At 63.0% G+C, this 25,468-nt stretch carries 24 protein-coding genes and 2 riboswitches; of the genes, 4 read left to right on the top strand and 20 right to left on the bottom strand.

What is annotated here, in order from left to right:
* Positions 1–274 precede the first annotated feature (274 nt).
* Positions 275–2,749, bottom strand: a complete 2,475-nt coding sequence (locus tag TM1040_RS15555; RefSeq protein ID WP_011539548.1) for a CheR family methyltransferase — start codon at positions 2,747–2,749, stop codon at positions 275–277.
* Positions 2,750–3,046: 297 nt separating this feature from the next.
* On the opposite strand from TM1040_RS15555, the gene TM1040_RS15550 reads away from it, so the two are divergent.
* Together TM1040_RS15550 and kynU are read left to right on the top strand one after the other, a co-directional pair.
* Positions 3,047–3,886, top strand: a complete 840-nt coding sequence (locus tag TM1040_RS15550) for a tryptophan 2,3-dioxygenase (protein ID WP_011539547.1) — start codon at positions 3,047–3,049, stop codon at positions 3,884–3,886.
* A gap of 1 nt (position 3,887) precedes the next feature.
* Positions 3,888–5,078 (top strand): kynureninase, encoded by a 1,191-nt coding sequence (gene kynU, locus TM1040_RS15545; RefSeq protein WP_011539546.1) that lies wholly within the window; start codon positions 3,888–3,890, stop codon positions 5,076–5,078.
* 223 nt (positions 5,079–5,301) lie between these two features.
* Here kynU and cobF read toward each other — a convergent pair whose 3' ends face one another.
* The 10 genes from cobF to TM1040_RS15500 form a co-directional block, all read right to left on the bottom strand.
* The gene (gene cobF, locus TM1040_RS15540; RefSeq protein ID WP_011539545.1) at positions 5,302–6,066 is read right to left on the bottom strand and encodes a precorrin-6A synthase (deacetylating); all 765 of its coding nucleotides are present in this window, start codon (positions 6,064–6,066) and stop codon (positions 5,302–5,304) included.
* A 72-nt stretch (positions 6,067–6,138) separates the two neighbouring features.
* A complete protein-coding gene (locus TM1040_RS15535) occupies positions 6,139–6,630 on the bottom strand; it encodes a hypothetical protein (protein ID WP_011539544.1) in 492 nt (163 codons plus the stop codon).
* A gap of 105 nt (positions 6,631–6,735) precedes the next feature.
* Entirely contained in the window at positions 6,736–7,434 is a 699-nt protein-coding gene (locus tag TM1040_RS15530; RefSeq protein WP_044026865.1) for a CbtA family protein, read from the bottom strand.
* Positions 7,435–7,438: 4 nt separating this feature from the next.
* Positions 7,439–7,609: a CbtB domain-containing protein gene (locus tag TM1040_RS20085; protein ID WP_084789030.1), complete on the bottom strand. Its 171-nt coding sequence runs from the start codon at positions 7,607–7,609 to the stop codon at positions 7,439–7,441.
* A gap of 38 nt (positions 7,610–7,647) precedes the next feature.
* Positions 7,648–7,862, bottom strand: a riboswitch (cobalamin riboswitch).
* A gap of 91 nt (positions 7,863–7,953) precedes the next feature.
* The gene (locus TM1040_RS15525) at positions 7,954–8,337 is read right to left on the bottom strand and encodes a DUF1636 family protein (RefSeq protein ID WP_011539542.1); all 384 of its coding nucleotides are present in this window, start codon (positions 8,335–8,337) and stop codon (positions 7,954–7,956) included.
* Positions 8,334–9,071 (bottom strand): uroporphyrinogen-III C-methyltransferase, encoded by a 738-nt coding sequence (cobA, locus tag TM1040_RS15520; RefSeq protein ID WP_011539541.1) that lies wholly within the window; start codon positions 9,069–9,071, stop codon positions 8,334–8,336. Before cobA ends, TM1040_RS15525 begins: the two co-directional genes overlap by 4 nt.
* Positions 9,068–10,384, bottom strand: a complete 1,317-nt coding sequence (locus TM1040_RS15515; protein WP_011539540.1) for a cobyrinate a,c-diamide synthase — start codon at positions 10,382–10,384, stop codon at positions 9,068–9,070. Before TM1040_RS15515 ends, cobA begins: the two co-directional genes overlap by 4 nt.
* Before the next feature lie 99 nt (positions 10,385–10,483).
* Positions 10,484–11,278, bottom strand: coding sequence for a precorrin-4 C(11)-methyltransferase (gene cobM, locus TM1040_RS15510; protein WP_011539539.1), 795 nt, complete (start codon positions 11,276–11,278; stop codon positions 10,484–10,486).
* Positions 11,275–11,637: a cobalamin biosynthesis protein gene (locus tag TM1040_RS15505; RefSeq protein WP_011539538.1), complete on the bottom strand. Its 363-nt coding sequence runs from the start codon at positions 11,635–11,637 to the stop codon at positions 11,275–11,277. Before TM1040_RS15505 ends, cobM begins: the two co-directional genes overlap by 4 nt.
* Positions 11,634–12,842 carry a bifunctional cobalt-precorrin-7 (C(5))-methyltransferase/cobalt-precorrin-6B (C(15))-methyltransferase gene (locus TM1040_RS15500; RefSeq protein WP_044026864.1) on the bottom strand — a complete coding sequence of 403 codons (1,209 nt, stop codon included), beginning with the start codon at positions 12,840–12,842 and terminating at the stop codon, positions 11,634–11,636. Before TM1040_RS15500 ends, TM1040_RS15505 begins: the two co-directional genes overlap by 4 nt.
* On the opposite strand from TM1040_RS15500, the gene TM1040_RS15495 reads away from it, so the two are divergent.
* Positions 12,841–13,602: a cobalt-precorrin-6A reductase gene (locus TM1040_RS15495; protein ID WP_011539536.1), complete on the top strand. Its 762-nt coding sequence runs from the start codon at positions 12,841–12,843 to the stop codon at positions 13,600–13,602. The two genes, TM1040_RS15500 and TM1040_RS15495, sit on opposite strands and share 2 nt — an antisense overlap.
* Here the strand turns inward: TM1040_RS15495 and cobJ are convergent.
* From cobJ to TM1040_RS15460, 7 genes are all read right to left on the bottom strand, one after another.
* Positions 13,599–14,420, bottom strand: a complete 822-nt coding sequence (cobJ, locus tag TM1040_RS15490; protein WP_011539535.1) for a precorrin-3B C(17)-methyltransferase — start codon at positions 14,418–14,420, stop codon at positions 13,599–13,601. The two genes, TM1040_RS15495 and cobJ, sit on opposite strands and share 4 nt — an antisense overlap.
* Positions 14,417–15,148 carry a precorrin-2 C(20)-methyltransferase gene (locus tag TM1040_RS15485; protein ID WP_011539534.1) on the bottom strand — a complete coding sequence of 244 codons (732 nt, stop codon included), beginning with the start codon at positions 15,146–15,148 and terminating at the stop codon, positions 14,417–14,419. Before TM1040_RS15485 ends, cobJ begins: the two co-directional genes overlap by 4 nt.
* Before the next feature lie 16 nt (positions 15,149–15,164).
* Entirely contained in the window at positions 15,165–15,794 is a 630-nt protein-coding gene (locus TM1040_RS15480; RefSeq protein WP_011539533.1) for a precorrin-8X methylmutase, read from the bottom strand.
* Position 15,795: 1 nt separating this feature from the next.
* Positions 15,796–16,956, bottom strand: a complete 1,161-nt coding sequence (gene cobG, locus TM1040_RS15475) for a precorrin-3B synthase (RefSeq protein WP_011539532.1) — start codon at positions 16,954–16,956, stop codon at positions 15,796–15,798.
* The gene (gene cobN / locus TM1040_RS15470) at positions 16,953–20,198 is read right to left on the bottom strand and encodes a cobaltochelatase subunit CobN (protein ID WP_011539531.1); all 3,246 of its coding nucleotides are present in this window, start codon (positions 20,196–20,198) and stop codon (positions 16,953–16,955) included. The genes cobG and cobN overlap by 4 nt, the downstream gene beginning before the upstream one ends.
* Before the next feature lie 125 nt (positions 20,199–20,323).
* The gene (gene cobW / locus TM1040_RS15465) at positions 20,324–21,358 is read right to left on the bottom strand and encodes a cobalamin biosynthesis protein CobW (RefSeq protein ID WP_011539530.1); all 1,035 of its coding nucleotides are present in this window, start codon (positions 21,356–21,358) and stop codon (positions 20,324–20,326) included.
* 19 nt (positions 21,359–21,377) lie between these two features.
* Positions 21,378–21,881 (bottom strand): DUF1636 family protein, encoded by a 504-nt coding sequence (locus TM1040_RS15460; protein WP_011539529.1) that lies wholly within the window; start codon positions 21,879–21,881, stop codon positions 21,378–21,380.
* A 97-nt stretch (positions 21,882–21,978) separates the two neighbouring features.
* A riboswitch (cobalamin riboswitch) is annotated at positions 21,979–22,218 on the bottom strand.
* 24 nt (positions 22,219–22,242) lie between these two features.
* Here TM1040_RS15460 and cobO point away from each other — a divergent pair.
* A complete protein-coding gene (cobO, locus tag TM1040_RS15455) occupies positions 22,243–22,929 on the top strand; it encodes a cob(I)yrinic acid a,c-diamide adenosyltransferase (RefSeq protein ID WP_011539528.1) in 687 nt (228 codons plus the stop codon).
* Positions 22,930–23,043: 114 nt separating this feature from the next.
* On the opposite strand, the gene glpD is transcribed toward cobO, so the two are convergent.
* Positions 23,044–24,624, bottom strand: a complete 1,581-nt coding sequence (glpD, locus tag TM1040_RS15450) for a glycerol-3-phosphate dehydrogenase (RefSeq protein WP_011539527.1) — start codon at positions 24,622–24,624, stop codon at positions 23,044–23,046.
* Positions 24,617–25,411, bottom strand: coding sequence for a DeoR/GlpR family DNA-binding transcription regulator (locus TM1040_RS15445; RefSeq protein ID WP_011539526.1), 795 nt, complete (start codon positions 25,409–25,411; stop codon positions 24,617–24,619). Before TM1040_RS15445 ends, glpD begins: the two co-directional genes overlap by 8 nt.
* Between the last annotated feature and the right edge of the window lie 57 nt (positions 25,412–25,468).

Below are 25,468 nucleotides of genomic sequence, written 5' to 3'. Positions count from 1 at the left end.
TTGTCAAAACAAGACTAGACAGATCGAAATAATCATGTGTGTGAATTGGCGAACAAGTGCGCTGCCAAACGATTATTGATGGATTATTGTTTCAAGCGACTGAGGCATTTGTTTTTTGTAGAAGGTCCACTCGCTATTTAGAGGGATGCGATTAATTTCGAGGCGTCGCGCAATTTTTCTACGCCGCACCCCGAGTCGCAGCTCTGCGGGTTTGGCCGCGCAAGAACCCTCGAAGGTGATGCGCGATTCCCAGGCTAAGATTATGCGATTCGTTCTACAGAACGGTGACAGTGACACCGATGGTTTCCTGGGTGACGCCCTTTTGAATCGGTGTGAAAGTCAGCGTCTTTGACCAGGTCTCGTCATTGACCTCGAGCGTGCTGCTCTCGCGGGTGCGGAAACACTCGGCCACCTTGGAAACAAGATGCGCCAGCCCTGCACCATCGGTGCAGGCGCCGATATGAGTGCCGTTTGGGGGCAGCTCGGAGAGGCCAAAATGATCGATCGCTGCTGCCGAGGCATGCCTGATCTGCAGGGCCGGGTCGACCAGCAGCGTCGGGTAGGGGGTCGCCTCGAGAACAGCGGCCAATTCAATCGAGAGTTGTTGCAGCTCGGTGGAGTTGATCTGCATTTCCTCGTTGACGGTGATCAGCTCTTCGTTGGTGGCCTGAAGCTCCTCATTCGAGGTTTCGAGCTCTTCATTGGTGGCTTGCAGTTCTTCGTTGGTCGCCTGCATCTCTTCGTTGACGGACTGTAGTTCCTCGTTCGAAGTTTGCAGCTCCTCGATGGTCTGCTGCAGCGCCTCGCGGGTGGAGGCGATTTCGTCCTCGATCTGGCGCACATAGACCATTCGGTCGTCGATATTCATGTCCTCGGTTGCGACGGTCCGAGGCTGGGATTCACGCTCTTCGATCGAAAACAGCACATGGTCTTCACCCTCGCCATCCATCAAGAGCGGGAAGCAGGTCATACGCAATTGGATCAGGTCCGACCCTTCAACATCGTGCCAGCGCCCTGATCGAGTCGATTTGCTGCGCAGGCAAAGAGTGATGAGGCTCGCCGCTTCGGCGCGCAGCTCGGATTTCAGGATTTTGGTCGACATGCGCGGCAGCGCGCTGCTCTCGTTGAGTTCAGTGGCGCTGGAAATATCACCGATTATGCGGATGATAACGTGGTCCTGCGTGGCAATAAACCCATTTGGTGCCAAAGTCCGGATGAGCGCGTCGAACATGTCGAAGGTCTGCGGCGGCGTTGATGCACGGCTCTGTGCAAGCGGGCCGCGATGCAGGGCCGTAAGGGGCAGGAAATTTGCCGTGGCTTGCACGCTCTGCCGCAGGCCGCGTTTGGAATAGATCTTGTCGGGCAGGGAATAGGTTTCGAAATGCCCATGCATCGAGCCGACGGTTTCGGACGACCCCAGGAAGAGTTTCCCATTGGGAACAAGGGCATAGGCCATGCGTGACAGGACTTTTTCCTGTAGGGACGCGCCAAAATAGATCAACAGATTGCGCAGACTGATCATGTCCATGTTGATGAAGGGCGGGTCCTGAATAAGGTTGTGCCGTGAAAACAGCACCACCGACCGCAGATGCTTGTTGACCTCCAGCGCGTCGCCTTCGAGGTTCATGTAGGTCTCAACATATTGGCGCGGCACGTCGTTGGCGGCCGAGAGCGGATAGATCCCGCGTCGCGCGACCTCCAGCGCCTCGGTGTCGATGTCGGTGGCAAAGATCTGAATGCGCTCTTTGCTGATTGCCTTTAGTCCCCCCATCGCCTCTGCAAAGAGGATGGCCAGAGAATAGGCTTCTTCGCCGGTGGCGCTGCCTGCAACCCAGACACGGATCTGGCGATCTCTGTTGTCATCCACCAAACCCTGAATGACCTTGGTGAGCTGGTTGAACTGGGCGTGATCGCGGAAAAAGCGCGTCACTGAGATCATCATGTCCTTGTAGAGCGCATCCACCTCGGTTGCGTTCTCACGACAGAATTCGACATAGTCCTCATAGACGTCGATGCCCTGCGCAACCATTCTGCGCGCGATGCGGCGGTTGATGGTGGTTTCCTTGTACTCGCGGAAATCCACGCCGGTGCGCGCAAGTAGGATATGGTAGAGATCGAGCAACCCGCTGGGGTTGCCGGTAAATCCTCTGAGTTCGGAAAAATCCCGAGGGTTCGCGAGGATGCTGTCGAGTTGCTGGCCGATCATATCCGGCGACATGGTCAGATCGATACACCCCGTATGCACGGCCGAGGAGGGCATACCCTCATATTTGGCGGTGCCGATTTCCTGCGCGATGGTGACCCCACCGGCTTCGCGAATGGCGCGGATACCGTAGCTTCCATCGCTGCCGGTACCGGACAGAACGATCCCGACGCAGCGTTCGCCACATTCGTCGGCAAGGCTTTTGAATAGCCGGTCCGCCAAGGGTTTCGGCGTGCCGGGATGGCCGCTGGGATCACGCAGGGCCAGTTTGCCGTTGTCCACGATGACATCGTAATTGGGCGGCGCGATATAGATCGTGTCGGGCTCCGGGACCAGGTCTTCGTCCGTGAGTTCGATCACCGGCAGTTCGGTTTCTCGCCCGATCAGGGACCACAACAGGCTTTTGTGAGTCGGGGACATGTGCTGAGCGACGACATAGCTGGCATTGGTCTGCGACGGCAGATTCTTGACCAGCGACGTGGTTGCCTCCAACCCGCCGGCCGATGCCGCAATTCCAATGATCACTGGCAGCTCTGCCTTGGCCATGAGCCTGTCTCCTGAATTGGGTATTGCAAAATACGATACCACGATTTGACAGTAAGATGCTGTCAGGGGAATTGCTATCCGCTAAGGGATCTTCTCTGAGTTGTTTCAGATTGTTGGACGATTTTCCAGTGAAGAGACAAGCGAACGAGTAGCTCGTTCGAGAGGAGACTGCAGTTTCTTTAAGCTTAAAGCTTTTTTCTTGCGTCCGGTCCGGTGGCACAATACCGTCTGGCCGACGCTGTCCCCTGACGGGCGATCCCAGATCGGGCGCCCGTGATCCTGAAAGAGAGGTCCACCATGAGCGATTCCGCCTATAATCCCGGCCAGGACGGGGCAAAGATGGGCTTTGCCGATGCCATGTCTTATGGCGATTACCTGCATCTGGATGCGCTCCTGGATCAGCAGCACTGCAAGAGCGATGCCCATGACGAGATGCTGTTCATTATCCAGCATCAGACCAGCGAGCTATGGATGAAGCTTGCCTTGCACGAGCTGCAGGCGGCGCGTGAGGCCTTGCAGCAGGGGCAGACTGCCGAAATGTTCAAGATGCTCGCGCGGGTGAGCCGGATTTTTGAGCAGCTCAACAGCGCCTGGGATGTGCTGCGCACCATGACGCCCGCCGATTACACCCGATTTCGCGAGGCTCTGGGGCCGTCCTCGGGGTTTCAGTCCTATCAATATCGTCTGATCGAATATGTTCTGGGCAATCGCAATCCCAACATGCTGCGCCCGCATGAGCATGTGCCAGAGGTGCATGCGCTCCTCAGTGCGGAGCTGGCGCGCCCGAGTTTTTATGACGAGGTGAACCGGTATCTGTTTCAGACGCTGGACGGTCACACCGAAAACCTCCCCGCGCCGAGACTGGATGCGCCGCATGCTCTGGATGAGACGATCCAAGAGCGCTGGCTCAAGGTTTACGGCGACATCGACACCTATTGGACCCTTTATGAACTGGCCGAGAAGCTGGTTGATCTTGAGGATTATTTCCGCCGTTGGCGTTTCAACCACGTCACCACGGTGGAGCGCGTGATTGGCTTCAAGCGCGGCACCGGCGGCACCTCTGGGGTGCAATATCTGCGCCGGATGCTGAGCGTGGAGCTGTTTCCTGAACTTTGGACCCTGAGAGGCGATCTCTGACATGACAAACCTGCCCAAAAAATACCTCTTCGATATTCCCGAGGGCATGATCTATCTCGATGGAAACTCGCTTGGCCCCCTGCCAAAGGGCGCGGCAGAGCGGGCCGCCAAGGTGCTGACCCAGGAATGGGGCACACAGTTGATCAAGGCCTGGAACACCGCCGACTGGATGGCGCTGCCGCAAAAAGTGGGCGATCGTATCGCGGGGTTCATCGGCGCAGCACCGGGCAGCGTGGCCACGGGCGATACGCTTTCGATCAAGGTTTATCAGGCGCTCGCGGCGGCGCTCAAGATGCGCCCCGAGCGCCGGGTGATCCTGTCGGACACGGGCAATTTTCCGACCGATCTCTACATGGCGCAGGGGCTGATCTCCACCATCGGCAAGGACTATGAACTGCGCACCGTTGCCCCCGAAGAGGTCGCGGATGCGATCACCGATGATGTGGCGGTGGTGATGCTGACGGAGGTGGACTATCGCTCTGGCCGCCGTCACGACATGATGGAGATGACAGCACGCGCGCATCAGAACGGCGCGGTGATGATCTGGGACCTCGCCCATAGCGCAGGCGCGCTGCCGGTGGATCTGACGGCCTGCAATGCAGAATTCGCGGTGGGCTGCACCTACAAGTATTTCAACGGGGGACCCGGTGCGCCTGCCTTTATCTATGCGCGGCCCGACATTGTGCTTGAGGTGGACCCTGCGCTTGCGGGCTGGCTTGGTCATGATGCGCCTTTTGCGATGGAGCCCGATTATCGTCCGGCGATGACCACGGAGCGTCTGCGCGTTGGCACGCCCTCGATTGTGCAGCTCTCGATCCTTGATACGGCACTGGATGTTTGGGACGGGGTCTCGATGGAAGAGATCCGCGGCGCGTCCGTGGCCCTGTGCGAGACGTTCATTGCCGAAGTCGAGGCCCGCTGCCCGGAACTGACGCTTGCCTCCCCCAGAGAGGCAGCGCTGCGAGGGTCGCAGGTCTCCTTTGCCTTTGAGGATGGCTATGCGGTGGTACAGGCGTTGATTGATCGCGGCGTCATCGGCGATTTCCGCGCGCCCAACATCATGCGCTTTGGTTTCACACCGCTCTATCTCGATCAGGCGGATGTGGTGCAAGCCGCCGAGATCCTTGAGGATGTGATGAAGCGAGAGAGTTGGAAAGATCCCAAGTATCAGGTGCGCTCGCGCGTGACCTGACCTGCGATGGCACACCCTTCGGAACAATAAAGCGTTGCGGCCGGGCGGGGATGCTCCCGCCCCCGTGCAGACCCTTGCTGGCGCAAGTCTCCGCTTGGGGGTGGGCCGGGCAGCCTGTCCTTTGGACAGGCTGCAGCGCTGGATCTCCACATCGGACGCCGCCGCGACTGACAGAGACGCGGATCTGGAATGAACCGCCGAGCGTCACGAAAAATGGCTGGGGTCAGCGCAGGCGTTCCAGCATGTAGATGTCCATGATCCAGCCATGATCGCGCCGTGCGCGGGCGCGCACTGACAGGATCTGGTCCTGCACGTCGGAGAGACGCCCGGCGATATTGATCTCGTTTTCCATCCCCGCATAGGCGGACCAGTGGATCATGACCTGTTCGGGACGGTCGACGCTCTGGAACGAGCACTCCCCATCCAGCATGATGACCAACGTGTCACAGCCCGCGGGCCAGCCCGCATCGCGGAGCTGGCGTCCGGTGGTGATCTGCACGGGCGCGCCGATCCGGTTGAGGGGCACCCCATGCGCCGCCGTCAGCGCTTGCACCGAGGTGATGCCGGGGATCACCCGCATCTGCATTTCCATGCGCTGACCAAGACGCTCGGCAATGCGCATGGTGCTGTCATAGAGTGAGGGGTCGCCCCAAACCAGAAACCCGGCTTGCCCGCCTTTGGGGAGATGTGCAGCGAGTGTGGCCTGCCAAACCTCTGCGATGGCGTCGTGCCAGTCCTCGACCCGCTGGCGGTAATCCGGAGTGGCCGGATCACGCACGGGAAGGTCGAATTCGACGATCTTGGGCGCCGATGCCGCGCCCGCCAGGACATCGGCGCAGATCGCTTGCCGCAGCCCGGCAAGGTCGTCCTTGCCTGCGCCCTTGTTGGGTATCAGGATCAAATCCTGCGCGCAGATTGCCTCCATCGCCTCGCGGGTCAGGTGCTTGGGGTTGCCGGTGCCGATCCCGATCAGACTGAGCTGGAGCATAGAAGGCTCTCCATCCGTTAAATCCGTCGCCCCGCAATGGGACGCCCGCGCAAAGAGGTCAAGAGTGCCCCATCAGGGGGCACTCACGACAACGCGCGCCTCGACCGGCACGCCGTCGACGGCGATGGTGCCATGGCTGTTGGAACTCAGAGAGACTTTCACCTCGGTCTCGCCTTCGGGCAAGGCCGCAAGATGCAGCCAGGACCCATAGAGGCGCGTGATTTTCTCGCCGTTCACATAGACATGTGCATGGCCCTCGCCGGGTTGATCGGCCCCCGAGGCATGCTCCGGGGCGAAGCGAAAGTTCTTGGTCTCCACTTGCAGGTTCCAACCGGACATCGCGTCGGGCGTGACGTGGATCTCGACCGAGGGCGCCTCTGGACCAGAGGGGGAATTCACCAGTGCGGAATGGTCGTGCGTGGCCACGCCGGATCCGCCACCGTGGTGCGCAGGATCAGAGTGATCATGCCCATCCAGGGTGACGCCGTTTCCTGCGGCGGTCAGAAATCCGATACCGCCCCCAAACACAAGGCCAATGGCAAACAGAGCGAGCGAACGGGACATGGAAGGTCATTCTCCGGAAAGTAAACGTATTTGAGGCTGCAGCGCAGTCTCGCAGGCTGTCCCCGCTGCATGCAATGACGCAGCGGGGACAGCCTGGAGAGCCGCCTAAGTGTTGGCATCCGCATGTGCGGCTTCGGTCTGCCAGAAATAGGCACAGAACACGCCGAGCAATGCCCATGCCGCCATGCCGATCCCCAAGGCGCGCGCCGCAAAAAGGGCGCCGATCTCGGTTGGCACCGGACCTGCAAAGGTCTCGGGCTCCGGCGCGCCGATCACATGCGGCGCCATCAACAAGAGCGCGGCCACCACATAGGCCACCAGATTACCGCCAAAAGCGATCAGCCACATGGCAACACCTGCGCTCGCCACTGTGGCGGCCCACCAGATCTGACGGGCGCCCACATCGGCGGCGGCAACGCCGGGCACTTCTGGTGCGAGCGAAAAACCGGGCGCAAAGTGAAGCGCCACAAAGCCTGCCAATCCCCACAGCAAGCCCTGTCCGGTGCGGATTTCATGGCCTTGCCGCTCCGCAACCGACATCAAGGCCACCAGGATCAGCGCGTAGCCAGTGTAAATCAGCATGGTGAAGAGGATGCTGAGCAAATTGCGCATCGGCTCGTCAAAGATGCCCGGCAATTCGGGATGGGCGGATACGGTCTCGCCGCCGAAATGCACAAGCGCGCCCGATTCATAGAGTTCGGCATGCAAAAGCACCGGCTGCACGAAGAAAAGCTGCAGAAGGGCGGCAATCAGCCCCGCTGCAGCACCAGCGAACAACGCGCTGGTCAAAATGCGTGCGAACATCTGCTTAGTGGCAGGGGAAGCCGGTCGCGTGGCGCACATCATGCGCAGCATCATGCAGGGTGGAGGCCTGCACATGGCCGGTCACGGTGATGATCCCCAGACCCAGTACCACGGCGAAAAGAACCGGGATGATCTGGCTGGCAGAAGCGGTCGTGTTGAGCGTCTTGGTCGTCATAATTCGTCCTCCGTGTCGTCACACCCGACGACACATTCACTGTCCTCGTTTCATACGGCCGGTCTCCTGACTCGCGGGTCGCGGCGATCATTCTCCTTCCCGGCCCAGCGGCCAGTGGATGCTGAATGTCGCTCACCGCTCACAGTCGCGGGGGCGGTTGAGGCTTTGGCGCCGCGATTGGGTCCGCCGTTCCTCATTCCCGTTTCAGTCCCGGCGCTTTGCGCTCTGGGACACCGTATGCCGTCGACAATGCGGCGCGCGCGCGCGATCGGTCAAGCATGAAACCGCCCTTGGAGCGCGCATTCGCGGCATTTTATCACGCAGGTGGTCTCTGACTGGCAGCCTCACTCCTCGGGAGAGGCGGCGGAGCCAGTTTGTGACGCGGCGGTAGTTTCGGGCAGGGGGGCAGGGATGCGCGCGATGGCTTTGAACCTCAGCTCGCCAATTGGGCGCGCATCCGTGAAGGTGCCATCGGCGCTTGCCTCGTAGAGCCGCAGAAACCTGAGTATATCGGGTAGGTCCGCTGCTGTGATCTCCCCAAAGAGATAGGCTGTCTTGCCGCTTTGGCGCACCGAGAGGGTCTGCGGGCGTGCACAACCCGACATGCAGTCAACCGATTGCAGCAGGGCCCTTGGATGAGCCTCCCGCAGCGCCGCTGCCAATTGGGGCAGCAGCGCGGGATCGGCATCTTGGCAGGTCCGGCACAGCGAGATCACCGGTGCGGTCATTGCGACACGAGCGCGTCATCGTCGGCCAAGGGGCCATAAAGGATCAACACTGGCGCGGGGGAGATGATGGCCTCCAGGAGGTCCGGCAGGGCAGCCACTGTCACCCGGTGCAGCTCTTGGGCGGGGGTCGAGACCCCAAGCGCCACCAGCGCCGGTGTGGTCTCTGGCAGGCCTGCCTCAAGAAGCAGCTCAAGCAAAGTCGCAAAGGTGCGTTTGCCCATGTAGACCACGGTTGTGGCCTCGGGGTCTGCAAGAGCGGTGAGGTTCATATGCTCGGGCAGGCCGCCGGTCACGTCATGGCCCGTGATAAACTGCAGGCGCCGTGCCGTCAGCCGCCGCGTGAGCGGAATACCCGCCGCCGCAGCGGCTGCCGAGGCGGCGGTGACACCGGGAATGATCTCGTATTTGATGCCAGCGGCGCGCAGCGCCACCATTTCTTCTTCGAGGCGCCCAAACACACCTGAATCGCCCGATTTCAGACGCACCACATGGGCGCCGGACTGGGCGTATTCCACCAAGAGCTGGCTGACGTGGTCTTGCTTGGGCGAGGGGCGCCCGGCGCGTTTTCCGACGCCAACCATATCCGCATCCGCGCGCGCATGGGAAAGGATCGGCCCGGACGACAGATCATCAAACAGCACCGCGTCAGCCGCCTCCAGCCGCTTGACCGCCTTGAGGGTCAAAAGCTCGGGATCGCCCGGCCCGGAGGACACAAAACTGACAAACCCGCTCATGGCTGCTCTCCGGTGATGAGGTGAAAGAACGTACCGGTGACATGGCCTTTGACGGAGCCGGTCTCGGGCACCGGGTTGCCGTCGGCGTCCATCACCCGGGCCAGTGGGGCGTCTGGCTCGTCGAGGATGGTCGAATAATGGAACTCATGTCCGCGCAGAAACGCGCCGCTGTCAAAGCCCGGCATCGGCGCTTCTAGCGCTGCGCGGCGATACCCGAGGTGGAACTTGCGCTTTTCATAGGATGTCACAAGCCCAAGGAGCCCCGCCATCTGGTGCCGCGTGCCGTCCTTGTCGATCAAGGCCTCGCCAAGGGCCATGTAGCCGCCGCACTCGCCATGCACCGGTTTGGTTTTTGCGTGTTCTGCCATGCCTTTGCGCCAGATGTCGGCTGCGGCGAGGGTGGAGCCGTGCAACTCGGGATAGCCCCCGGGCAGCCAGACCAGATCGGCGTCCTTGGCGGGGGCTTCATTGTTGAGCGGCGAGAAGGGCAGGATCTCTGCTCCGGCGGCGCGCCAACCCTCGAGAAGATGCGGATAGGTAAAGGAAAACGCCGCATCGCGCGCCAATGCGATGCGTTGTGCGGGCGGACGCGGCAGGGCGCGAGGGGCCGGTGCTGCGGCGGAGCTGGCCACCGCCCGGATCGCGTCAATGTCGACGTTTTCGCGCAAGAAGGCCGCATAGCCGGCGATTGCGGCCTCAAGATCGGGGTGTTCAACCGCCTGAATGAGGCCGAGATGGCGTTCGGGCAGAGCCAGATCGCCGCGTCTCGGCAGGGAGCCCAGCACCTTGACGCCCGCCCGCTCCATCCCAAGCCGGGTAAGCCGGTCGTGACGGGGACTCGCGACCCGGTTCAAGATCACTCCGGCAAAGGGCAGATCGGGGTTATACATCTTGAACCCCAGCGCGGTGGCCGCCGCCGACTGCGCCTGACCGCCCACATCAATCACCAGCACCACCGGCCAGCCCATCCTGAGCGCGGTTTCCGCGGAGGAGCCAAAGCCGGACTGACCGCGGGTGGCGACTCCGTCGAAGAGCCCCATCGACCCTTCGCCGACGCAGATGCCCGCGCCTTGGGCTTGGGTGGTGACAGCGTCTAGCAGCGTGTCGTCCATGGCCCATGTATCAAGGTTGAAGGACGCCCGTCTGGCGGCAGCAAGGTGGAAGGCCGGGTCGATATAATCCGGCCCGCTTTTGAACGGCTGGACGGTCAGGCCATCGTCCTTGAGCGCGCGCAGAAGGCCCAGCATGACAGTGGTCTTGCCGGTGCCGGAGGAGGGCGCGGAGATCATCAGGCCTTTGGGGAAGGGGATCATTTCGTTACCTCATGTCCTGAGATCTCTTGCCCGGTCGTCGAGCCGGTCAGCGCCCGCACCCAGGCTCCGGCGCTGTCCTTGGTGGCCCACATCATGCGATCAATCATCGCCTTCGCTCCATTCCGACCAGGGGCTGTCGGCACTTTGCGGACGATAGCGGCGGTCATATTCCGCGCCATAGAGGCAGCTTTCCGCAAAGTCCTCCGCGCCGAGGGCGCGCCCGACGAGGATCAGCGACGTGCGTCCGCGAGCGCCGTCCGTCGCCTCGATGACGGTGCCGAGCGTGGCTTTGACGATCTTTTGATCCGGCCAGCTGGCGCGCCAGACGATCGCCACGGGGCAGTCCGCGCCATAGGCGGGTGTGAGCCGGGCCACCACATCATCAAGGACATGCACCGAGAGGTGGATCGCGAGGGTGGCGCCGGTGGCGGCAAAGTTCTCCAGCGTCTCGCCCTCGGGCATGGCAGAGGCACGCCCGGACGTCCGTGTGAGCACAAGCGATTGCGCCACGCCCGGCAGCGTGAGCTCGGTGCCAAGTGCGGCAGCCCCTGCGGCAAAGGCTGGGACACCGGGGGTGATGTCATAGGGGATGTCGAGATCGCGCAGCCGGCGCAGCTGCTCGCCCATCGCCGACCAGACCGACAGATCACCTGAATGAAGCCGGGCGATGTCATGGCCTTGGGCATGGGCGCTTGCGATTTCTGCCATGATCTCATCCAGCGACAAGGGGGCCGTGTTGATGATCTTGGCGCCCTCGGGGCAATGGCTCAGGAGAGCTTCAGGCACCAGGGAGCCTGCATAAAGACACACAGGGCAGGCCGCGATCAGATCACGCCCGCGCAGGGTAATGAGGTCGGCGGCGCCGGGTCCGGCACCGATAAAATGAACGGTCATCTTGCTATTGTCTCCGCAAGCGCCACGGTGGCAAGCCCATCCGTGGTCACAAATCGTCTTTGGATTAGGCGCGCGTGTTTGCCCGCTGCCACAAGGGCGCAGGCTTCGGCGACAGATCCGGTGTCAAACCGCGCGTGGATGCGCGGCGAAAGGGTCGGGGTCTGGGCCCCGGAAATCTGATACTCCTCGAGGGGTTCCACACGCAGCCCCTCTGCAAGGGCAAAGGCGCGAAACACCGGGCTCTTGGCTTTGTTGCGCAAAACGGCCACCCAATCCGGGCGCCTGTCCAATGCGGCAAAAGCCTCGGCAAAGCTGGCCTCAGAGGCGCGGTTTGAAAAGCCAAAGCCTGCAACGATCATCGGGTCACGCTCCATTGGATCACGGGGCGCGCGCGCTCCCATCCGCGCAGTGTGCCCAAGGGGCCCGCTTCGGCGATCTCCACCTTCAGCAAATGGCCTCCAAGGCGCGCATGGGCCTGCATCAGGAGAGTCTCCGTTTCCAGCGTGACCCCATTGGCGACGAGGCGCGTGCCTTGCGGCAGGATCTGCCAGAGGTAATTCAGTAACGCCTCCGAGCCGCCGCCCCCGATAAAGACACAATCGGGCAGAGGTTGGTTCTTCAGGACGTCGGGCGCACGGCCTTCTACCGGGGTCAGGCGATGCTCAAGGCCAAAATCGCGCCGATTGCGGCGAATATTTTCGAGCCTGTCTGCGCGCGCTTCAAAGGTGGTTGCCGTGGCCCCTTGGGCCGCCAGGCACCATTCCACCGATACCGAGCCAGAGCCGCCGCCAATGTCCCACAGATGCGCGCCTCTGCGCGGCGCAAGCGCCGAGAGGGTCAGCGCCCGGACAGGGCGTTTGGTGATCTGCCCGTCGCTGGCAAAGAGCGTATCCTCAAGGCCGGAGGCCTGCGGCAGTCCCTGACCTCTGGCGTCGATTGCGGCCAGCACGGGCGCGTCGACCTCAGGAAGGTCAAACCCCGCGGCGGTGGTGTGCCGGATTCGAGCGTGTGGTCCGCCAAGGCGCTCCAGAGCGGTGAGGGAGCTGGCGCCAAACCCAATTTCGCAAAGATAGGCCGCAAGTTCCGCAGCGGCGGCACCATCCCGCAGGGTACAAAGGACCCGCTGGCCCGCCTCCAAAAGCGGCCGCAGGCGCGCAAAGGGCGCTGCATGAAGGCCAAGGCATAGCGTGTCTTCAAGCTTCCAGCCGAGGGCATTTGCCGCAAGTGCAAAACAGGAGGGCGCCGGGTGCGAGACCCATTCAGACCGCTCTAAATCACGCAGAAGGCTGCCCCCGGCGCCGTGCCAGAACGGATCGCCAGAGGCGAGCACCACCGTGGGGCGCCCGCGCGCAGCCAGCACCGGCGCGGTGGAAAAGGGCACAGGCCAGCATTGGCCGCGTGTGCCTGCGCCTACCAGATCCAGATGGCGGGGCCCTCCGATAATGATTTCCGCCCTAGAGAGTGCGGATCGGCTTGCATCCGAGAGCCCATCAAGGCCATTTTCGCCAAGCCCGATCAGGGTGAGCCATGGGCGCGAGGGGCCCTTTGTCAGAGGATCAAACATGAGAAAACTTCTGCTTCTGGGCGGCACCACCGAGGCGTCGCGATTGGCTCAGCACCTGGCGCAGAGTTGGGTCCGTGACGATCCGGTGGCCGGGCGTCAGGCGGTGTTTTCCTACGCAGGCCGCACCGCGCGCCCGGCGCAGCAGCCGTTGCCCTGCCGGATTGGCGGCTTTGGGGGCGTGCCCGGCCTGGTCGCCTATCTCGAGCGCGAAGAGATCACGCATGTCGTGGACGCCACACATCCTTTTGCCGCGCAGATGAGTCTCAACGCGACCCAGGCCTGCGCCGAGGTGGGTGTGCCACTGGTGGCCTTTGAACGCCCGGCTTGGCAGCCGCATCCGGGCGATCATTGGACTCATGTGCGCGATATGGCGGGGGCCGTGGCGGCCTTGCCCGAGGCCGGCGCGCGGGTGTTTCTTGCAATTGGCAAGCAGCATGTGGCGGCGTTTGCGGTAAAGCCCGAGAACCACTATCTGCTGCGGTTGGTTGATGCGCCCGAGGACGCGCTGAGCCTGCCCAAGGCCACGGTGGTTGTGGCGCGCGGCCCCTTTGATGCGGCAGGGGATGAGGCTCTGATGCGCAGCCATCGGATCACCCATGTGGTCGCCAAGAACGCGGGCGGCGCGGGGGCCGAAGCCAAGCTCAGCGCCGCGCGCAGTCTTGCGTTGCCGGTCATTATGATCGACCGGCCCGAGGGGCCCGCACGCGAGGTGCTGGGCTCGGTGGCAGAGGTGATGCGCTGGCTTGACCACGGGGCTTAAGCGTCCTTTGTGGCGGTGTTGGCGGCTGTGTGATAAGCGGGCTGGTGTCCAGGCTGGTGTCCGGGTGCAAACCGCGGGGTGTAGACATAAGAGCCGACGCGCCGGGTGTCGCGATTGCCGACGATCACGACAGTGCGCATATCCGCCATCTCGGGGCGGGCATCGCGGAGCGGCACGGTCAGGATCTCTTGCCCTGGTTTTGTGACATCGCGGGCAAAGCTGATGAGCGTGTCGTCCCCGCAGGCTGCGCGCAGCACCTCTAGTGCGCGCTCGAACTGATGCGGGCGGGATTTGGAACGCGGGTTGTAAAACGCCATCGCCAGCCCCGCTTCGCCCACAAGCTGCAACCGGCGCTCGATCAGCTCCCAGGGTTTCAGGTTGTCGCTGAGGTTGATGGCGGCAAAATCATGCCCCAGAGGTGCGCCAATCGCAGCGGCCGCAGCGAGCATGGCGGTGATGCCGGGCAGCACGCGGATCTCGAGGTTGAGCCACGCAGGCTGCGTCTTCGCGCCTTCTTCGAGCGCCTCAAACACCGCTGATGCCATAGCAAAGACACCCGGATCGCCGGAAGAGACCACCACCACGCGTTGTCCCGCTGCGGCCATTTCTAGCGCTTGGGTGGCGCGGTCGACCTCAACCCGGTTGTCGCTGGCATGAAGCGTCAGCCCCGCGCGCGGCGGGATGCGTTTTACATAAGGGATGTAGCCGACCACATCGGTGGCCTCGGCCAGCACGTCCTGGACCTCGGGGATCACCATGCTCTCGGCGCCGGGGCCAAGGCCTGCAATCACCACCCAGCCTTTTGGGGTGTCATTCATGGGCGGCGTCCTTCTCCGTGCAGGATCACGATCGAGAAATACGGCACCTCGCCGTCGACATCGGTGAGCTTTTGCACCGTCTGGGCCGGCATGGTGCCGCGCTCCACAAGCCAAGCGTCCTGCAACCGGCCAGCAGCCTCGAGTGCGCGGCGCAGCTTAGGCAGGTTGCGACCGATTTTCATGACGACCAGCGCGTCGGTCTGCCGGATGCGCTGGGTCAGTTCGTCTTCGGACAGCGTCGCCATCGCGACCGTCAGGACATCATCGCCCCAGGTGATCGGCTGACCGGTGGCGGTCCAGCAACCTGACATGCCGGTGATGCCGGGGATGATCTCGACCTCGGCGCGTCCTTCGAGCCGGGTATGCAGATGCATGAACGATCCATAGAGAAAGGGATCGCCTTCGCACAGCACCACCACGGTTTGCGTGGCTGCGATCTCGGCCAATGTGTCGGCCCATTGGTCATAAAAGGCCGCAAGCTGGCGGTTATATTCCGGGTCGGAGAAATGGATCTCTGTGGTGACCGGGTATTCCATTGGGTATTCGGTGACGCCCGCAGGCAAGAGGCCCTCGACGATGGCGCGGGCTTGCCCGGCGCGGCCTGCCTTGCGGAAATAGGCCACATGGGTCGCGCCTTGCAGGGCGCGCCAGCTTTTGACGCTCATCAGCTCCGGGTCGCCCGGGCCGAGGCCCGCACAGATGACTTTGCCGGCTTTGGGCACGTTCATGATCGGTCCTTCCCCGTCATTCTTTCCAGGAGGCAAGCGCATTGACCGCTGCCACGGTGATGGCAGACCCACCAAGACGTCCTTCGACGATCATCGACGGCACAGGCAGGTCCTCCATCAGGGCGTCCTTGGATTCGCGCGCGCCGACGAATCCCACCGGGCAGCCGATGATCGCTGCGGGACGCGGACAAGCGGGGTCCTTGAGCATGTTCAGAAGATGAAACAGCGCAGTTGGCGCATTGCCGATGGCGACCACTGCGCCGTCGAGTTTGGGGCGCCAAAGCTCCAGCGCGGCGGCAGAGCGGGTGTTGCCCATCTCACGCGCCATCTCAGGAACCTTGGGGTCGCGCAGAGTGCAGATCACCTCGTTGTCCGCAGGCAGGCGCGGGCGGGTGATGCCCTCAGAAACCATGTAGGCATCACACAGGATCGGCGCGCCGTCTGCCAGCGCGGCACGGGCGGTTTTGGCCATGCCCTCTGAAAAGCGCACGTGCTCTTCGAGCCCGACCATGCCTGCGGCGTGGATCATGCGCACGGCCACGACCTCTTCATCCTTGGTGAACCGCGCCAGATTGGCCTCTGCGCGGATGGTCGCAAAGCTCTCGGCATAGATCTTGGCGCCGTCGGTTTCATAGGTGTGCAGCATGTCAGGTGTCTTTCGTCAGGATGTGCGGCGCGGCGCGCAGGGTGCGCGCAGTGAGGTCGGAACGCAAGGGGGCGTCGCTGGCGCGGCCCTTGCGGATGAGATCAAAGCGGTCTGTGCCGGTGGCGGTCAGGGTCACATCGGCAGGCCGGGGATGGGCGCAGCCCTTGGCGCAGCCGGAGACGTGCAGGTGGGTGCCTGCCTGCAGATGCGGTGCGAGGTCGCGGGCAAGGTCGCGGGTTTGCGAAAGCGCCTGCAGGCACCCGGGCGCGCCGGTGCAGACGCTCACGTGCAGGCGCGGATCCGTCGCACCCAGAATAAGGTCGGGCAGGGGCGTGATGTCCCGGGCGTCTTCGACCAGCAGCATGCGCCACGGCGTGAGGCGCAAGGCACCATGTTTGGCGAGCGCCGCGAGGGTCGTTGCGTGGATCTGGCCAAACTCGAGGGCCACGAGCGCTCCGTTTCTGGTAAGGCCGGGGGCAGGCAGGGGGGCACCCTTGGCCACATCTGCGCCATGCGTGTCGGGGGCGCCGCGGCGCGAAATCAGCGCGTGCATCCGGCCTCGACCCTCGGACGCGCCGCCTTGCTCGAGGAACCAGCGGGCAAGTGCGAGGGCCTGGGCCGCGGCCTCAGTCTCAGTGACCTCAAGCGCCACATCTGCGCCATCAGCGCGCAGCATGAGGCGGTCGCCGTCGCCTTCGATGCGAATGTCGGCAGCGGTCGCTTGCAAGACGGGCGCCTCGCCTGCATCCACTGCAAATCCAAACTTGCCGGGCAGGTCGAGGGTTGTGGCGTCGGACAGAAGCGCGGCAAGACGCTGCGCGATCTGGTGGCTCCGGTCGCCGCTGCGCCAGAAGGGGGTGAGCAGGATATTGCGCCGCGCTTCGGCGTTGGCGTCGGCTTCTACAAGGCCCAAATCCTGCAGCGCTGCAATGAGGTTCGGGTGATCGTTCTCCTGGATGCCGCGCATCTGCAGGTTTGCCCGTGCCGAAAGGTCTAGGAGACCATTGCCATACCGCGCGGAAAGCTCTGCCACCGCCCCGGCCTGCTCCGGCGAGAGCCGCCCCATAGGCGCGCGAATGCGCACCACAAGCCCGTCACCGGACATCATCGGCCTGAGCGCACCGGGGCACCAGCCATAGACTTTGGGCGCAGGGGCGCTCATGCCGCGCCCTCCAGTGAGGCCAGAATGAAGTTGCGTCGCGTCACCCAGAGACCGGCATCGCGCAGGGCGCGAAAGCGATCCCACATCGCCTGCAGCGCGGCGGGGTTCTCGCGTTCCAGAAACGCCACCAGATCCTCACGCCCAAGAGTGGCCTCGAAATAGAGGTCAAAGAGATGCGCGGGCACCACCTGCGCAAGATGCGCAAAAGCGGCCATGTGATCGAGCGTTGCCGCAATCTCTGCCGCGCCGCGAAACCCGTGGTTCATCATCGAGGTGGCCCAATGCGGATCGGCAGCCCGGGCGCGGGTCACGCGAGCGATTTCTTCTTGCAGGCTGCGCGCCTGCGGGCGGTCCATGCGGGTTGCGTCCATGTGATAGAGCGAGGGCGCTTTTGCCCCAAGCCGCTTCATCGCCGCTGCAAAGCCCGCCTCATGGGCGGCATAGTCAGAAGCTACCAGCACATCCGTTTCTGCAAGATCCTGGAGATGCACGAAACTGTCCGCGTTGCGCAGGCGTTTTTCCAAGGCGTCGCGTGCCTCGGTGATCTCACCCTTGGCATCGATCGAGTGGGAAGAGGCCGCAAGCCACGCCTCGCCAGCCGCCGCGCGGGCCTCGTCGGAGTAGTCATCCAGATGCTGCGTCATCCCCAGCCCGTAGAGACCCGGTTTGGGACCAAAGACACGCGGCGTGGTCTGAAGGTAGGGGTTGTCGCCTGGGTCTTCTTCGCGCGCACCGAGGGCGGCGGCGGCGGCCTCGAACATTTGCGCAAGACCCGGAAAGACATCACGAAAGAGGCCGGAGACGCGCAGGGTCACGTCAATGCGGGGCCGCCCCAAAAGCGCCAGCGGAATGATCTCAAAACCTGAAACGCGCTCGGAGCCTTCGTCCCACTTCGGCGCAAGGCCCGCAAGATGCAGCGCCATGGCGAATTCCTCGCCCGCGGTGCGCATGGTGGCAGAGCCCCAGAGATCGACAACCAACCCCGAGGGCCAATCGCCATGATCCTGAAGATGGCGGCGCAACAGCTCTTCGGCGAGTTTGACCCCTTGCGCCTGCGCCGCCCGCGACGGAACCGCGCGGGGATCGGTGGTAAAGAGGTTGCGCCCGGTGGGCATCACGTCCGAGCGCCCGCGGTAGGGCGACCCGGACGGCCCCGGTGCCACCAGCTTTCCCCGGAGCGCGCGCAACAGGCCCTGCATTTCCTCGGCGCCATGTGCACCGCGCCCAAAGACATGCAACCCCTCACCGTATTGGCTTTCCTTGATGTCGCAGACAAAGCGGTCAATGCGGGTGATGGCCTCTGCGGCAGAGGCCTCGGTGGGGATGCCGAGATCCTCTTCGACGCCGGTGCCCTGGGCTTCGGCGCGGATGTCGGCAATGAGCCGATCGCGGCGCGCCGGATCAAGACCATCGGCGGTGGAATACTCGTCCAGAAGGCTCTCGAGCCGTCCCATTCCGGCTGGCAGCGTGGTTTCAGCCAGCGGCGGAGGCATATGGCCGAGGGTGAGCGCCCCGATCCGGCGCTTGGCCTGTGCGGCCTCGCCCGGGTCGTTGACGATGAAGGGGTAGATCACGGGCAGATCCCCCGCGAGCACCTCGGGCCAGCAGGCCCCAGAAAGTGCCACGGCCTTGCCCGGCAACCATTCGAGCGTGCCATGTGCCCCCACATGCACAAGCGCATCCACCTGTTCACGCAGCCAAAGGTAGAAGGCAACATACCCATGGCGGGGCGTGCGCTCGAGGTCGTGATAGTCGTCATCGCGGGCTTGCACGTCGCCGCGTTCCGGTTGCAGCGCGATCAGCGCTTTGCCGGCCCGCAGCGCGCGAAAATGGCAGACGCGATCGCGTACGGCTGGATCCTGTTCGGGCGCCCCCCATGCGGCCTTGAGGTCATCGCGCAAGGCTTCGGGCAGCTTGTGGAGCGCCGCGATATAATCCGAGAGGGGCCAGGTCAGCGTGTGGTCGGAGAGACGCGCGCCGAGGTCCGCCTCAGGGGCGACGTCATAGCCATCCCGCGCCAAGGCGCTCAGGATCTCTGAGGTTGAGGCGAGCGCATCCAGCCCGACCGCATGAGCGAGGTTGTAGTCGCGTCCGGGATATGTCGACAGCACCAGCGCAAGGCGTGTCTCGGCGCGTGTTTGTCGTGCCAGCCTGAGATGCGCCTCGATCCGGTCGAGTGCTGCGGAGATGCGTTCGGGATCGGCGCGATGGGTGAAGCGAGAGTATTGCAGATCCGGGTCGCGTTTTGTCGGCGCCTTGAAGCTGACCACTCCGGCAAAGAGCCTGCCGTCCACTTCCGGTAACACCACATGCATGGCCAGATCCGCAGGCGAGAGGCCCCGGTCCGCCAGATCCCAGTCCTTGCGTCGCGCGGTCGAGAGCGCGACCTGGAAGACGGGACATCCTACAAGGCTCAGGGGCGAGGCGCTGCCATCGCGCCCCTGCGCCGAAAACGCGGTGGCATTGATGATCGCAACCGGCGCGCGCTGCGAAAGCTCTGCCCGTAGCCATTGGACAGCGGCGGGGGCTTTGAGGCTGGGGGCGAAAGCACCAAAAGCCGCATAGCCACGCGCGCGCAATCCCCGCAGGATTTCATCGATCGGAGCCGTATCAGCGGAGGTCAGATAGGAGCGATAAAACGTCACCAGCACCAAGGGCTTATGGGTCTTGGGCAGGGCGCTGAGCGCGCCGTCGTCGGGATCGTAATAGCCAAAATCCGGCACCGTCTTTTGACCAATCACGGGGCTCGCATATAGCCCCGACGCCAGTGCCAGTTGCGCCAGCGCGGCCTGCGCGGCCACGGCCCCACCCGCATCGCAGAGCGCCTGAAGGCGGCGCAGGGTAGAGATCGGCAGGGTCGAGAGCTCGTCAAGGCGGGGATCTTCCTGGCCATCGGCAGGCAGGACGGCAAGCGCAATGCCCTTGCGCCGGGCCAGGTCCTGAAGCGTCGCCAGACCGTAGGACCAGTAGCTCTCGCCACCAATCAGACGCACCAAGACGCCTTTGGCGCCTTCGAGGGTTTGCTCGGCGTAGACATCCACCGAGAGCGGATGTTTGAGCGCGACCAGATTTGCGAGCCGGGTCGAGGGCAATTTGCCCGCCGCGCGGTGCCAGCCTGCCGCAAAGGCGCCAAGGTCGCTGTCGGAGAACGACAGCACCACCAGATCGCCGGGGGTCTGCCCGACGTCATAGGGGGTGTCTGTTTCTCCGAGCCCGTGGCTCTCGCGGAAGACGACGTGCATGGGGTGGTCCGCTTCGTTCAAATCGGAGAGGGCAGCGTCAGACCCTGTATGGGTGCAAAGCGCCCTCCCGGGGGAGGGTCGGGCGGGACCTCACGGCGAGAGGTCAGCGCCCTTGGTGTGGAAACTCAGGCCCCGAGATCGGCGTGGATGCCTGCTGTGTCGACGTTATCATGCTCGGCGATCACCACCAGCTGGGTTTTACGCTCCTGTGCGCCCCAGGGTTGGTCGTATTGCGCGCGCAGACGTTCGCCCACCGCTTGTACCAGCATTCGCATCGGTTTTCCTTCCACGGCCACATAGCCCTTCACCCGCAGGATGTTGCGGCTGCGGGCCATCTCGATGATCCGTTTTTGCAGGTCTTCGGGGTCGGATACTTCGCCCATTTCGACCACGATCGATTCAAAATCGTCATGTTCGTGATCGTGATGTCCGTCGTGATGGCTCGGGCGGGCATCAAGGTCGTCTTCGGCCGCAGCTTCCAGTCCGAGGATCACGCGAGGATCGATCACGCCTTCGGTCATCGGCAGGATCGGCAGTTTGCGCGGGGCCTCAGATTCGATGATCGCGCGGGCTTTGTCGACACCGGCCTCACCGGCGAGATCGGCCTTGGACAACAGTACGATATCGGCGCAGGCGATCTGATCTTCAAAGACTTCGGAGAGCGGGGTTTCGTGATCGAGGCTCTCGTCTGCCTCGCGCTGGGCCTGCACGGCGTCCAGATCTGGGGCAAACTGGCCCTTGGCGACGGCCTCGGCATCAGCCAGAGCGATCACACCGTCAACGGTGATGCGCGAGCGGATCGCGGGCCAATCAAAGGCCTTGAGCAGCGGTTTGGGCAGCGCCAGGCCAGAGGTCTCGATAACGATGTGTTCGGGCGGTTCGGGCAGCGCCATCAGGCTCTCGATGGTGGGGATGAAATCATCCGCCACGGTGCAGCAGATGCAGCCGTTTGCGAGCTCCATGATGTTCTCTGCGGGGCAGTTGTCATCCGCGCAGGATTTCAGGATGTCGCCATCCACACCGGCGGTGCCAAATTCGTTCACCACCACAGCGAGGCGCTTGCCCTGCGGGTTCTGCATCAGGTGACGGATCAATGTGGTTTTGCCCGCGCCCAGAAAGCCGGTGATGACGGTGACGGGGATCTTGTTCAATGAGGTCATGTGAGATCGGCCTTTCGGATCAATCCTTTGCGCTTTGCAACGCAGGTGTGTCTGGGGTGTCTTCGGTCTGAGCGCCGGGGGCTTGTGTCGGCGTGAGCGCAACACTTGGCATGGAGACGGGCGGGATGCGGGCGATGGATTGCTTGCGAAACACCACGGGGCGCTCGCGCCAGGGCACGAACCCATCCTCGGTCGAGGCATAGGCCGTCGCGCCGGCAAGGATCTCGTCGAGATGCGCGTCGGGGTCGAGATCGCCGTAGATATAGCCCCAGCGCGCAGGGCCGCCCGATAGATGCAGCGTGCAGGACCGCTTGCAGGCCGAGAGACATTCCACCCCACGGACGGTGACGCCTTCGGGCAGGGCGCTGCCTGCCAGCCGGTCCGCCAGAATACGTCCCGGGCGCGGAGCCTCGGGGTCGCTGCCTTCTGGGCGGCAGGTGGTGCAGACGGTCAGAACGACCGGCTCCGGACCTTGATCCTCTGGGCTTTGATCGTCCGGGCTCTGATTGGGGATCTCTCCCATGCGGCCTTTTCTCCTCCTCTGGGGCGAAGCGGGGCAGGCCAGATGGGGGCGCGCGCAAGTGCTGGCAGGCCCTCAACCGGTCGCGGCACACCCCGTCCGCCGGTTCTCACGCGTTGGCAGGTCTCCCGGCTTGCGGATAGATCCGCCCCGAGTGGGGCGCGAACGGTCTCCCTGCCTTCCCGGCCTGCCCACAAGGGGCGCGCCAGTGGCGTTGGAAGACCTCTCCGGTCACGGTCGCGGGGGCGGCTGTGTTTGGAGCAAGGATGATCCCGGCCCGACACATTCCCTCTTCGCCCAAAGGCTGTCACCTTCGGGAACCAACGAAATTTCCTTGCGCCATGGGGCATGTCTTTGTCAAGAGATGGGCAAACCCTGGGTCAGACCCGCAAGGAGCAAGACAGTGAGCGACCAGACATCCCAAAAGTCCGAAACCGGCATCTCAGAAGAAGAAGCGGCACGCCATGCCTCGAAGATGGCCAAAAAGAAGGCCGCGCGGGACCGGATGATGAAGACGAAAGATGGCGAAAAAGGTCTGATTATTGTTCACACCGGCCCGGGCAAGGGCAAATCCTCTTCGGGATTCGGTATGATCATGCGCTGTATCGCCCATGGCATGCCCTCGGCGGTGGTGCAGTTCATCAAGGGGGCCTGGCAGACCGGCGAACGGACGCTGATCGAGGAAAACTTCTCGGATCTCTGTCAGTTTTACGCGATGGGCGAGGGGTTTACCTGGGAGACGCAGGACAAGGCCCGGGATATTGCCGCTGCGCGCGCGGGCTGGGAAAAGGCCAAGGAGATGATCCTTGATGAGAAGAACACGATGGTTCTGCTCGATGAGATCAACATTGCGCTGCGCTATGAGTATCTTGACCTTGAGGAGGTTCTTGAGTTCCTCGTCGAGCACAAACCGGCGATGACGCATGTGGTGCTCACCGGGCGCAACGCCAAGGAAGAATTGATCGAGATTGCAGATCTGGTCACAGAGATGACTCAGGTGAAGCATCCCTTCCGTGCCGGGATCAAGGCGCAGAAGGGCGTGGAATTCTAAACCCCAAACGCAGGGCGCGGGGTGGGGATGCGAGGCGCTGCCTCGCGCTCCGGGATATTTTTCGTTAGAAGAAGAGGGGCCGCGGGCCCCTCATTTTTGTTTTCCGTTGAGCTTTTAGCCGGTGATGCGCGCCTCGATGTAGCGGTTGACGGCACCGCGAGCGTCTGCATCGAGACGCAGGCCGAGTTTGGTTCGGCGCCAGAGGTAGTCCTCTCCGGAGCGCACCCATTCGTTTTGAATGGTCCAGTCCAATTCGCGCGCGGTGATGGTCGCGCCAAAATCCTCCCCGAGATCCGACGGCGTGGTCGCATCGCCCAGAACATCCCAAGCCTCGGTGCCATAGGCGCGGATCAGGCGGCGCACGGCATAGGGGGTGAGGAACGGATAGTCTTGCGCGAGTTTGGCACCCAGTTCCGTCACGCCCTCGACGGGGAAGTCGCCACCGGGCAGAGCGACACCGGCCGTCCATTTCTCAGGCAGCTCTGGAAAGACTTCGTTGATCTTCTCGAGCGCGGCTTCGGCGAGTTTGCGATAGGTGGTGATCTTGCCGCCAAAGACGTTGAGCAAAGGGGCTTGGGCGGTGTCGAGTGTCAGCACATATTCACGCGTCGCTGCCGACGCCGAGCTGGCGCCATCGTCATAGAGCGGGCGCACGCCCGAGTAGGTCCAGACGATCTGCTCGCGCGTGACGGGGCGCTCGAAGTAGTTCGAGGCAAAGCGCACCAGATAATCCTGCTCTTCCTCGGTGCAGACGGGTTTTGTTTCGGGATCTGGGTGATCTGCATCCGTGGTGCCGATGAGGGTGAAGTCTTCCTCGTAGGGGATGGCAAAGATGATGCGCCCATCCTGACCCTGGAAGAAATAGCAGCGCCCATGATCATATAGCTTGGGCACGACGATATGGCTGCCGCGCACGAGGCGTACGTTTTCGCGGCTGTTCTGGCCCAGCTTCTGGCGCAGCACATCTGCAACCCATGGGCCACCGGCATTGACGAGCATCTTGGCGCGGCGCGTTTCTTCCTCGCCGGTGGCAAGATCCCTGAGGCGGATCTCCCAGTGATCGGCGTGGCGGGTGGCGTTGATGACTTCGGTGCGGGTCAGGATCTCTGTGCCGCGGCTTTCGGCGTCGCGCGCATTGAGCACCACGAGGCGAGCGTCCTCGACCCAGCAGTCGGAATATTCAAAGGCCTTTTTGAATTTTGATTGCAGCGGCTTGCCTGCCTCGTCACGGGTCAGATCCACCGTCGTGGTGCCGGGCAGGATGCCGCGTTTGCCAAGCGTATCGTACATGAAAAGGCCCAGCCGGATCAGCCACGCAGGGCGGCGGCCTTTCATCCATGGCATGAAGGTGGTGAGCAGTTTGGAGGTTGGTGTGGTGTTGTCGAACCGCATGTCTTTGTGAAAGGGCAGCACAAAGCGCATTGGCCAGGAGATATGCGGCATCGCACGCAGCAGTACTTCACGTTCGATCAGGGCTTCCTGGACGAGGCGGAACTCGAAATATTCAAGATAGCGCAGCCCGCCGTGAAAGAGCTTGGTCGAGGCCGAGGATGTCGCGGACGCGAGATCGTTCTTTTCCGCGAGGGTCACGGAAAGCCCACGGCCTGCTGCGTCGCGCGCGATGCCACAGCCATTGATGCCGCCGCCAATGATGAAGAGATCGGTGATCTCGGTGCTTTGCGAGGAATCAGTCATTTGCGCTGCTTTCGTTTTCTGCGCCGCCGTCTGCGATGAGGATTCGTGTGCCAGCGGCCTCTGCGGCCTCGGCAAATTCCGCGGGAACGGGGCGGTCGGTGATGACAAGGTCCAGCTCGGCCAGCGCGCAGATGCGCACTGGGGCAGAGCGGTCGAATTTGCTGCCGTCGCACATCAGGATGCGCGTGCGGGCGTTTTTGAGGATCGCGCGGGCGACGGATACTTCGCGCGCGTCGTGGTCGAGGATGGCACCGTCGGCGTCCATGGCAGAGGCGCCGATCACGGCGTAATCGACCTTGTATCGATTGATGAACTCGACGGCCTCTTCGCCGACGATGGCGCCGTCGCTTTGCCGGATGGAGCCGCCAACAAGGATCAGGTCACGCGTCTCCATTTCCATCATCATATTGATAATGTTGATGTTGTTTGAGAGCACCGTGAGGCCCTTGTGGCCAGAGAGTGCACGCGCGACCTGTTCGGTGGAGGTGCCGATATTGAGCGCGATGGAGCAGTTTTCCGGGATCACCTCAGCCGCCAGAGCTGCCATCGCGCGCTTGCCGGTCGCGTTGAGGCTGCGCCGTTCGGCATAGCCGCGATTTGACGCCGAGCTGATGCGCATCGCGCCGCCATGCACGCGGCTGAGCTGCCCTCGGGCAGAGAGGTCACGCAAGTCTGTTCGCACCGTCTGCAAGGATACGCCAAAGCGCTGCGCGAGGTCTTCGACCTCGACGCGATCCTGCTGGGTCAGCAAGGAAAGGATTTCGTTTTGGCGGTCGTTGGCGTCCATTTGCTTTCCTTTTCCCGAATATCTTTAGGCGAATGCAGGTATATTGTCACTATTGAT

Origin of the sequence: Ruegeria sp. TM1040 (assembly GCF_000014065.1) — a bacterium.
Classification (GTDB): domain Bacteria; phylum Pseudomonadota; class Alphaproteobacteria; order Rhodobacterales; family Rhodobacteraceae; genus Epibacterium.
Note: the sequence above shows the minus strand (reverse complement) of the source record. Positions and strands in the feature narration are given on the sequence as shown.

Coding starts and splice junctions, on each gene's coding strand:
- TM1040_RS15555 (WP_011539548.1), bottom strand. CDS start 2,749: ATGGCCAAGGCAGAGCTGCCAGTGATCATTGGAATTGCGGCATCGGCC.
- TM1040_RS15550 (WP_011539547.1), top strand. CDS start 3,047: ATGAGCGATTCCGCCTATAATCCCGGCCAGGACGGGGCAAAGATGGGC.
- kynU (WP_011539546.1), top strand. CDS start 3,888: ATGACAAACCTGCCCAAAAAATACCTCTTCGATATTCCCGAGGGCATG.
- cobF (WP_011539545.1), bottom strand. CDS start 6,066: ATGCTCCAGCTCAGTCTGATCGGGATCGGCACCGGCAACCCCAAGCAC.
- TM1040_RS15535 (WP_011539544.1), bottom strand. CDS start 6,630: ATGTCCCGTTCGCTCGCTCTGTTTGCCATTGGCCTTGTGTTTGGGGGC.
- TM1040_RS15530 (WP_044026865.1), bottom strand. CDS start 7,434: ATGTTCGCACGCATTTTGACCAGCGCGTTGTTCGCTGGTGCTGCAGCG.
- TM1040_RS20085 (WP_084789030.1), bottom strand. CDS start 7,609: ATGACGACCAAGACGCTCAACACGACCGCTTCTGCCAGCCAGATCATC.
- TM1040_RS15525 (WP_011539542.1), bottom strand. CDS start 8,337: ATGACCGCACCGGTGATCTCGCTGTGCCGGACCTGCCAAGATGCCGAT.
- cobA (WP_011539541.1), bottom strand. CDS start 9,071: ATGAGCGGGTTTGTCAGTTTTGTGTCCTCCGGGCCGGGCGATCCCGAG.
- TM1040_RS15515 (WP_011539540.1), bottom strand. CDS start 10,384: ATGATCCCCTTCCCCAAAGGCCTGATGATCTCCGCGCCCTCCTCCGGC.
- cobM (WP_011539539.1), bottom strand. CDS start 11,278: ATGACCGTTCATTTTATCGGTGCCGGACCCGGCGCCGCCGACCTCATT.
- TM1040_RS15505 (WP_011539538.1), bottom strand. CDS start 11,637: ATGATCGTTGCAGGCTTTGGCTTTTCAAACCGCGCCTCTGAGGCCAGC.
- TM1040_RS15495 (WP_011539536.1), top strand. CDS start 12,841: ATGAGAAAACTTCTGCTTCTGGGCGGCACCACCGAGGCGTCGCGATTG.
- TM1040_RS15500 (WP_044026864.1), bottom strand. CDS start 12,842: ATGTTTGATCCTCTGACAAAGGGCCCCTCGCGCCCATGGCTCACCCTG.
- cobJ (WP_011539535.1), bottom strand. CDS start 14,420: ATGAATGACACCCCAAAAGGCTGGGTGGTGATTGCAGGCCTTGGCCCC.
- TM1040_RS15485 (WP_011539534.1), bottom strand. CDS start 15,148: ATGAACGTGCCCAAAGCCGGCAAAGTCATCTGTGCGGGCCTCGGCCCG.
- TM1040_RS15480 (WP_011539533.1), bottom strand. CDS start 15,794: ATGCTGCACACCTATGAAACCGACGGCGCCAAGATCTATGCCGAGAGC.
- cobG (WP_011539532.1), bottom strand. CDS start 16,956: ATGAGCGCCCCTGCGCCCAAAGTCTATGGCTGGTGCCCCGGTGCGCTC.
- cobN (WP_011539531.1), bottom strand. CDS start 20,198: ATGCACGTCGTCTTCCGCGAGAGCCACGGGCTCGGAGAAACAGACACC.
- cobW (WP_011539530.1), bottom strand. CDS start 21,358: ATGACCTCATTGAACAAGATCCCCGTCACCGTCATCACCGGCTTTCTG.
- TM1040_RS15460 (WP_011539529.1), bottom strand. CDS start 21,881: ATGGGAGAGATCCCCAATCAGAGCCCGGACGATCAAAGCCCAGAGGAT.
- cobO (WP_011539528.1), top strand. CDS start 22,243: ATGGGCAAACCCTGGGTCAGACCCGCAAGGAGCAAGACAGTGAGCGAC.
- glpD (WP_011539527.1), bottom strand. CDS start 24,624: ATGACTGATTCCTCGCAAAGCACCGAGATCACCGATCTCTTCATCATT.
- TM1040_RS15445 (WP_011539526.1), bottom strand. CDS start 25,411: ATGGACGCCAACGACCGCCAAAACGAAATCCTTTCCTTGCTGACCCAG.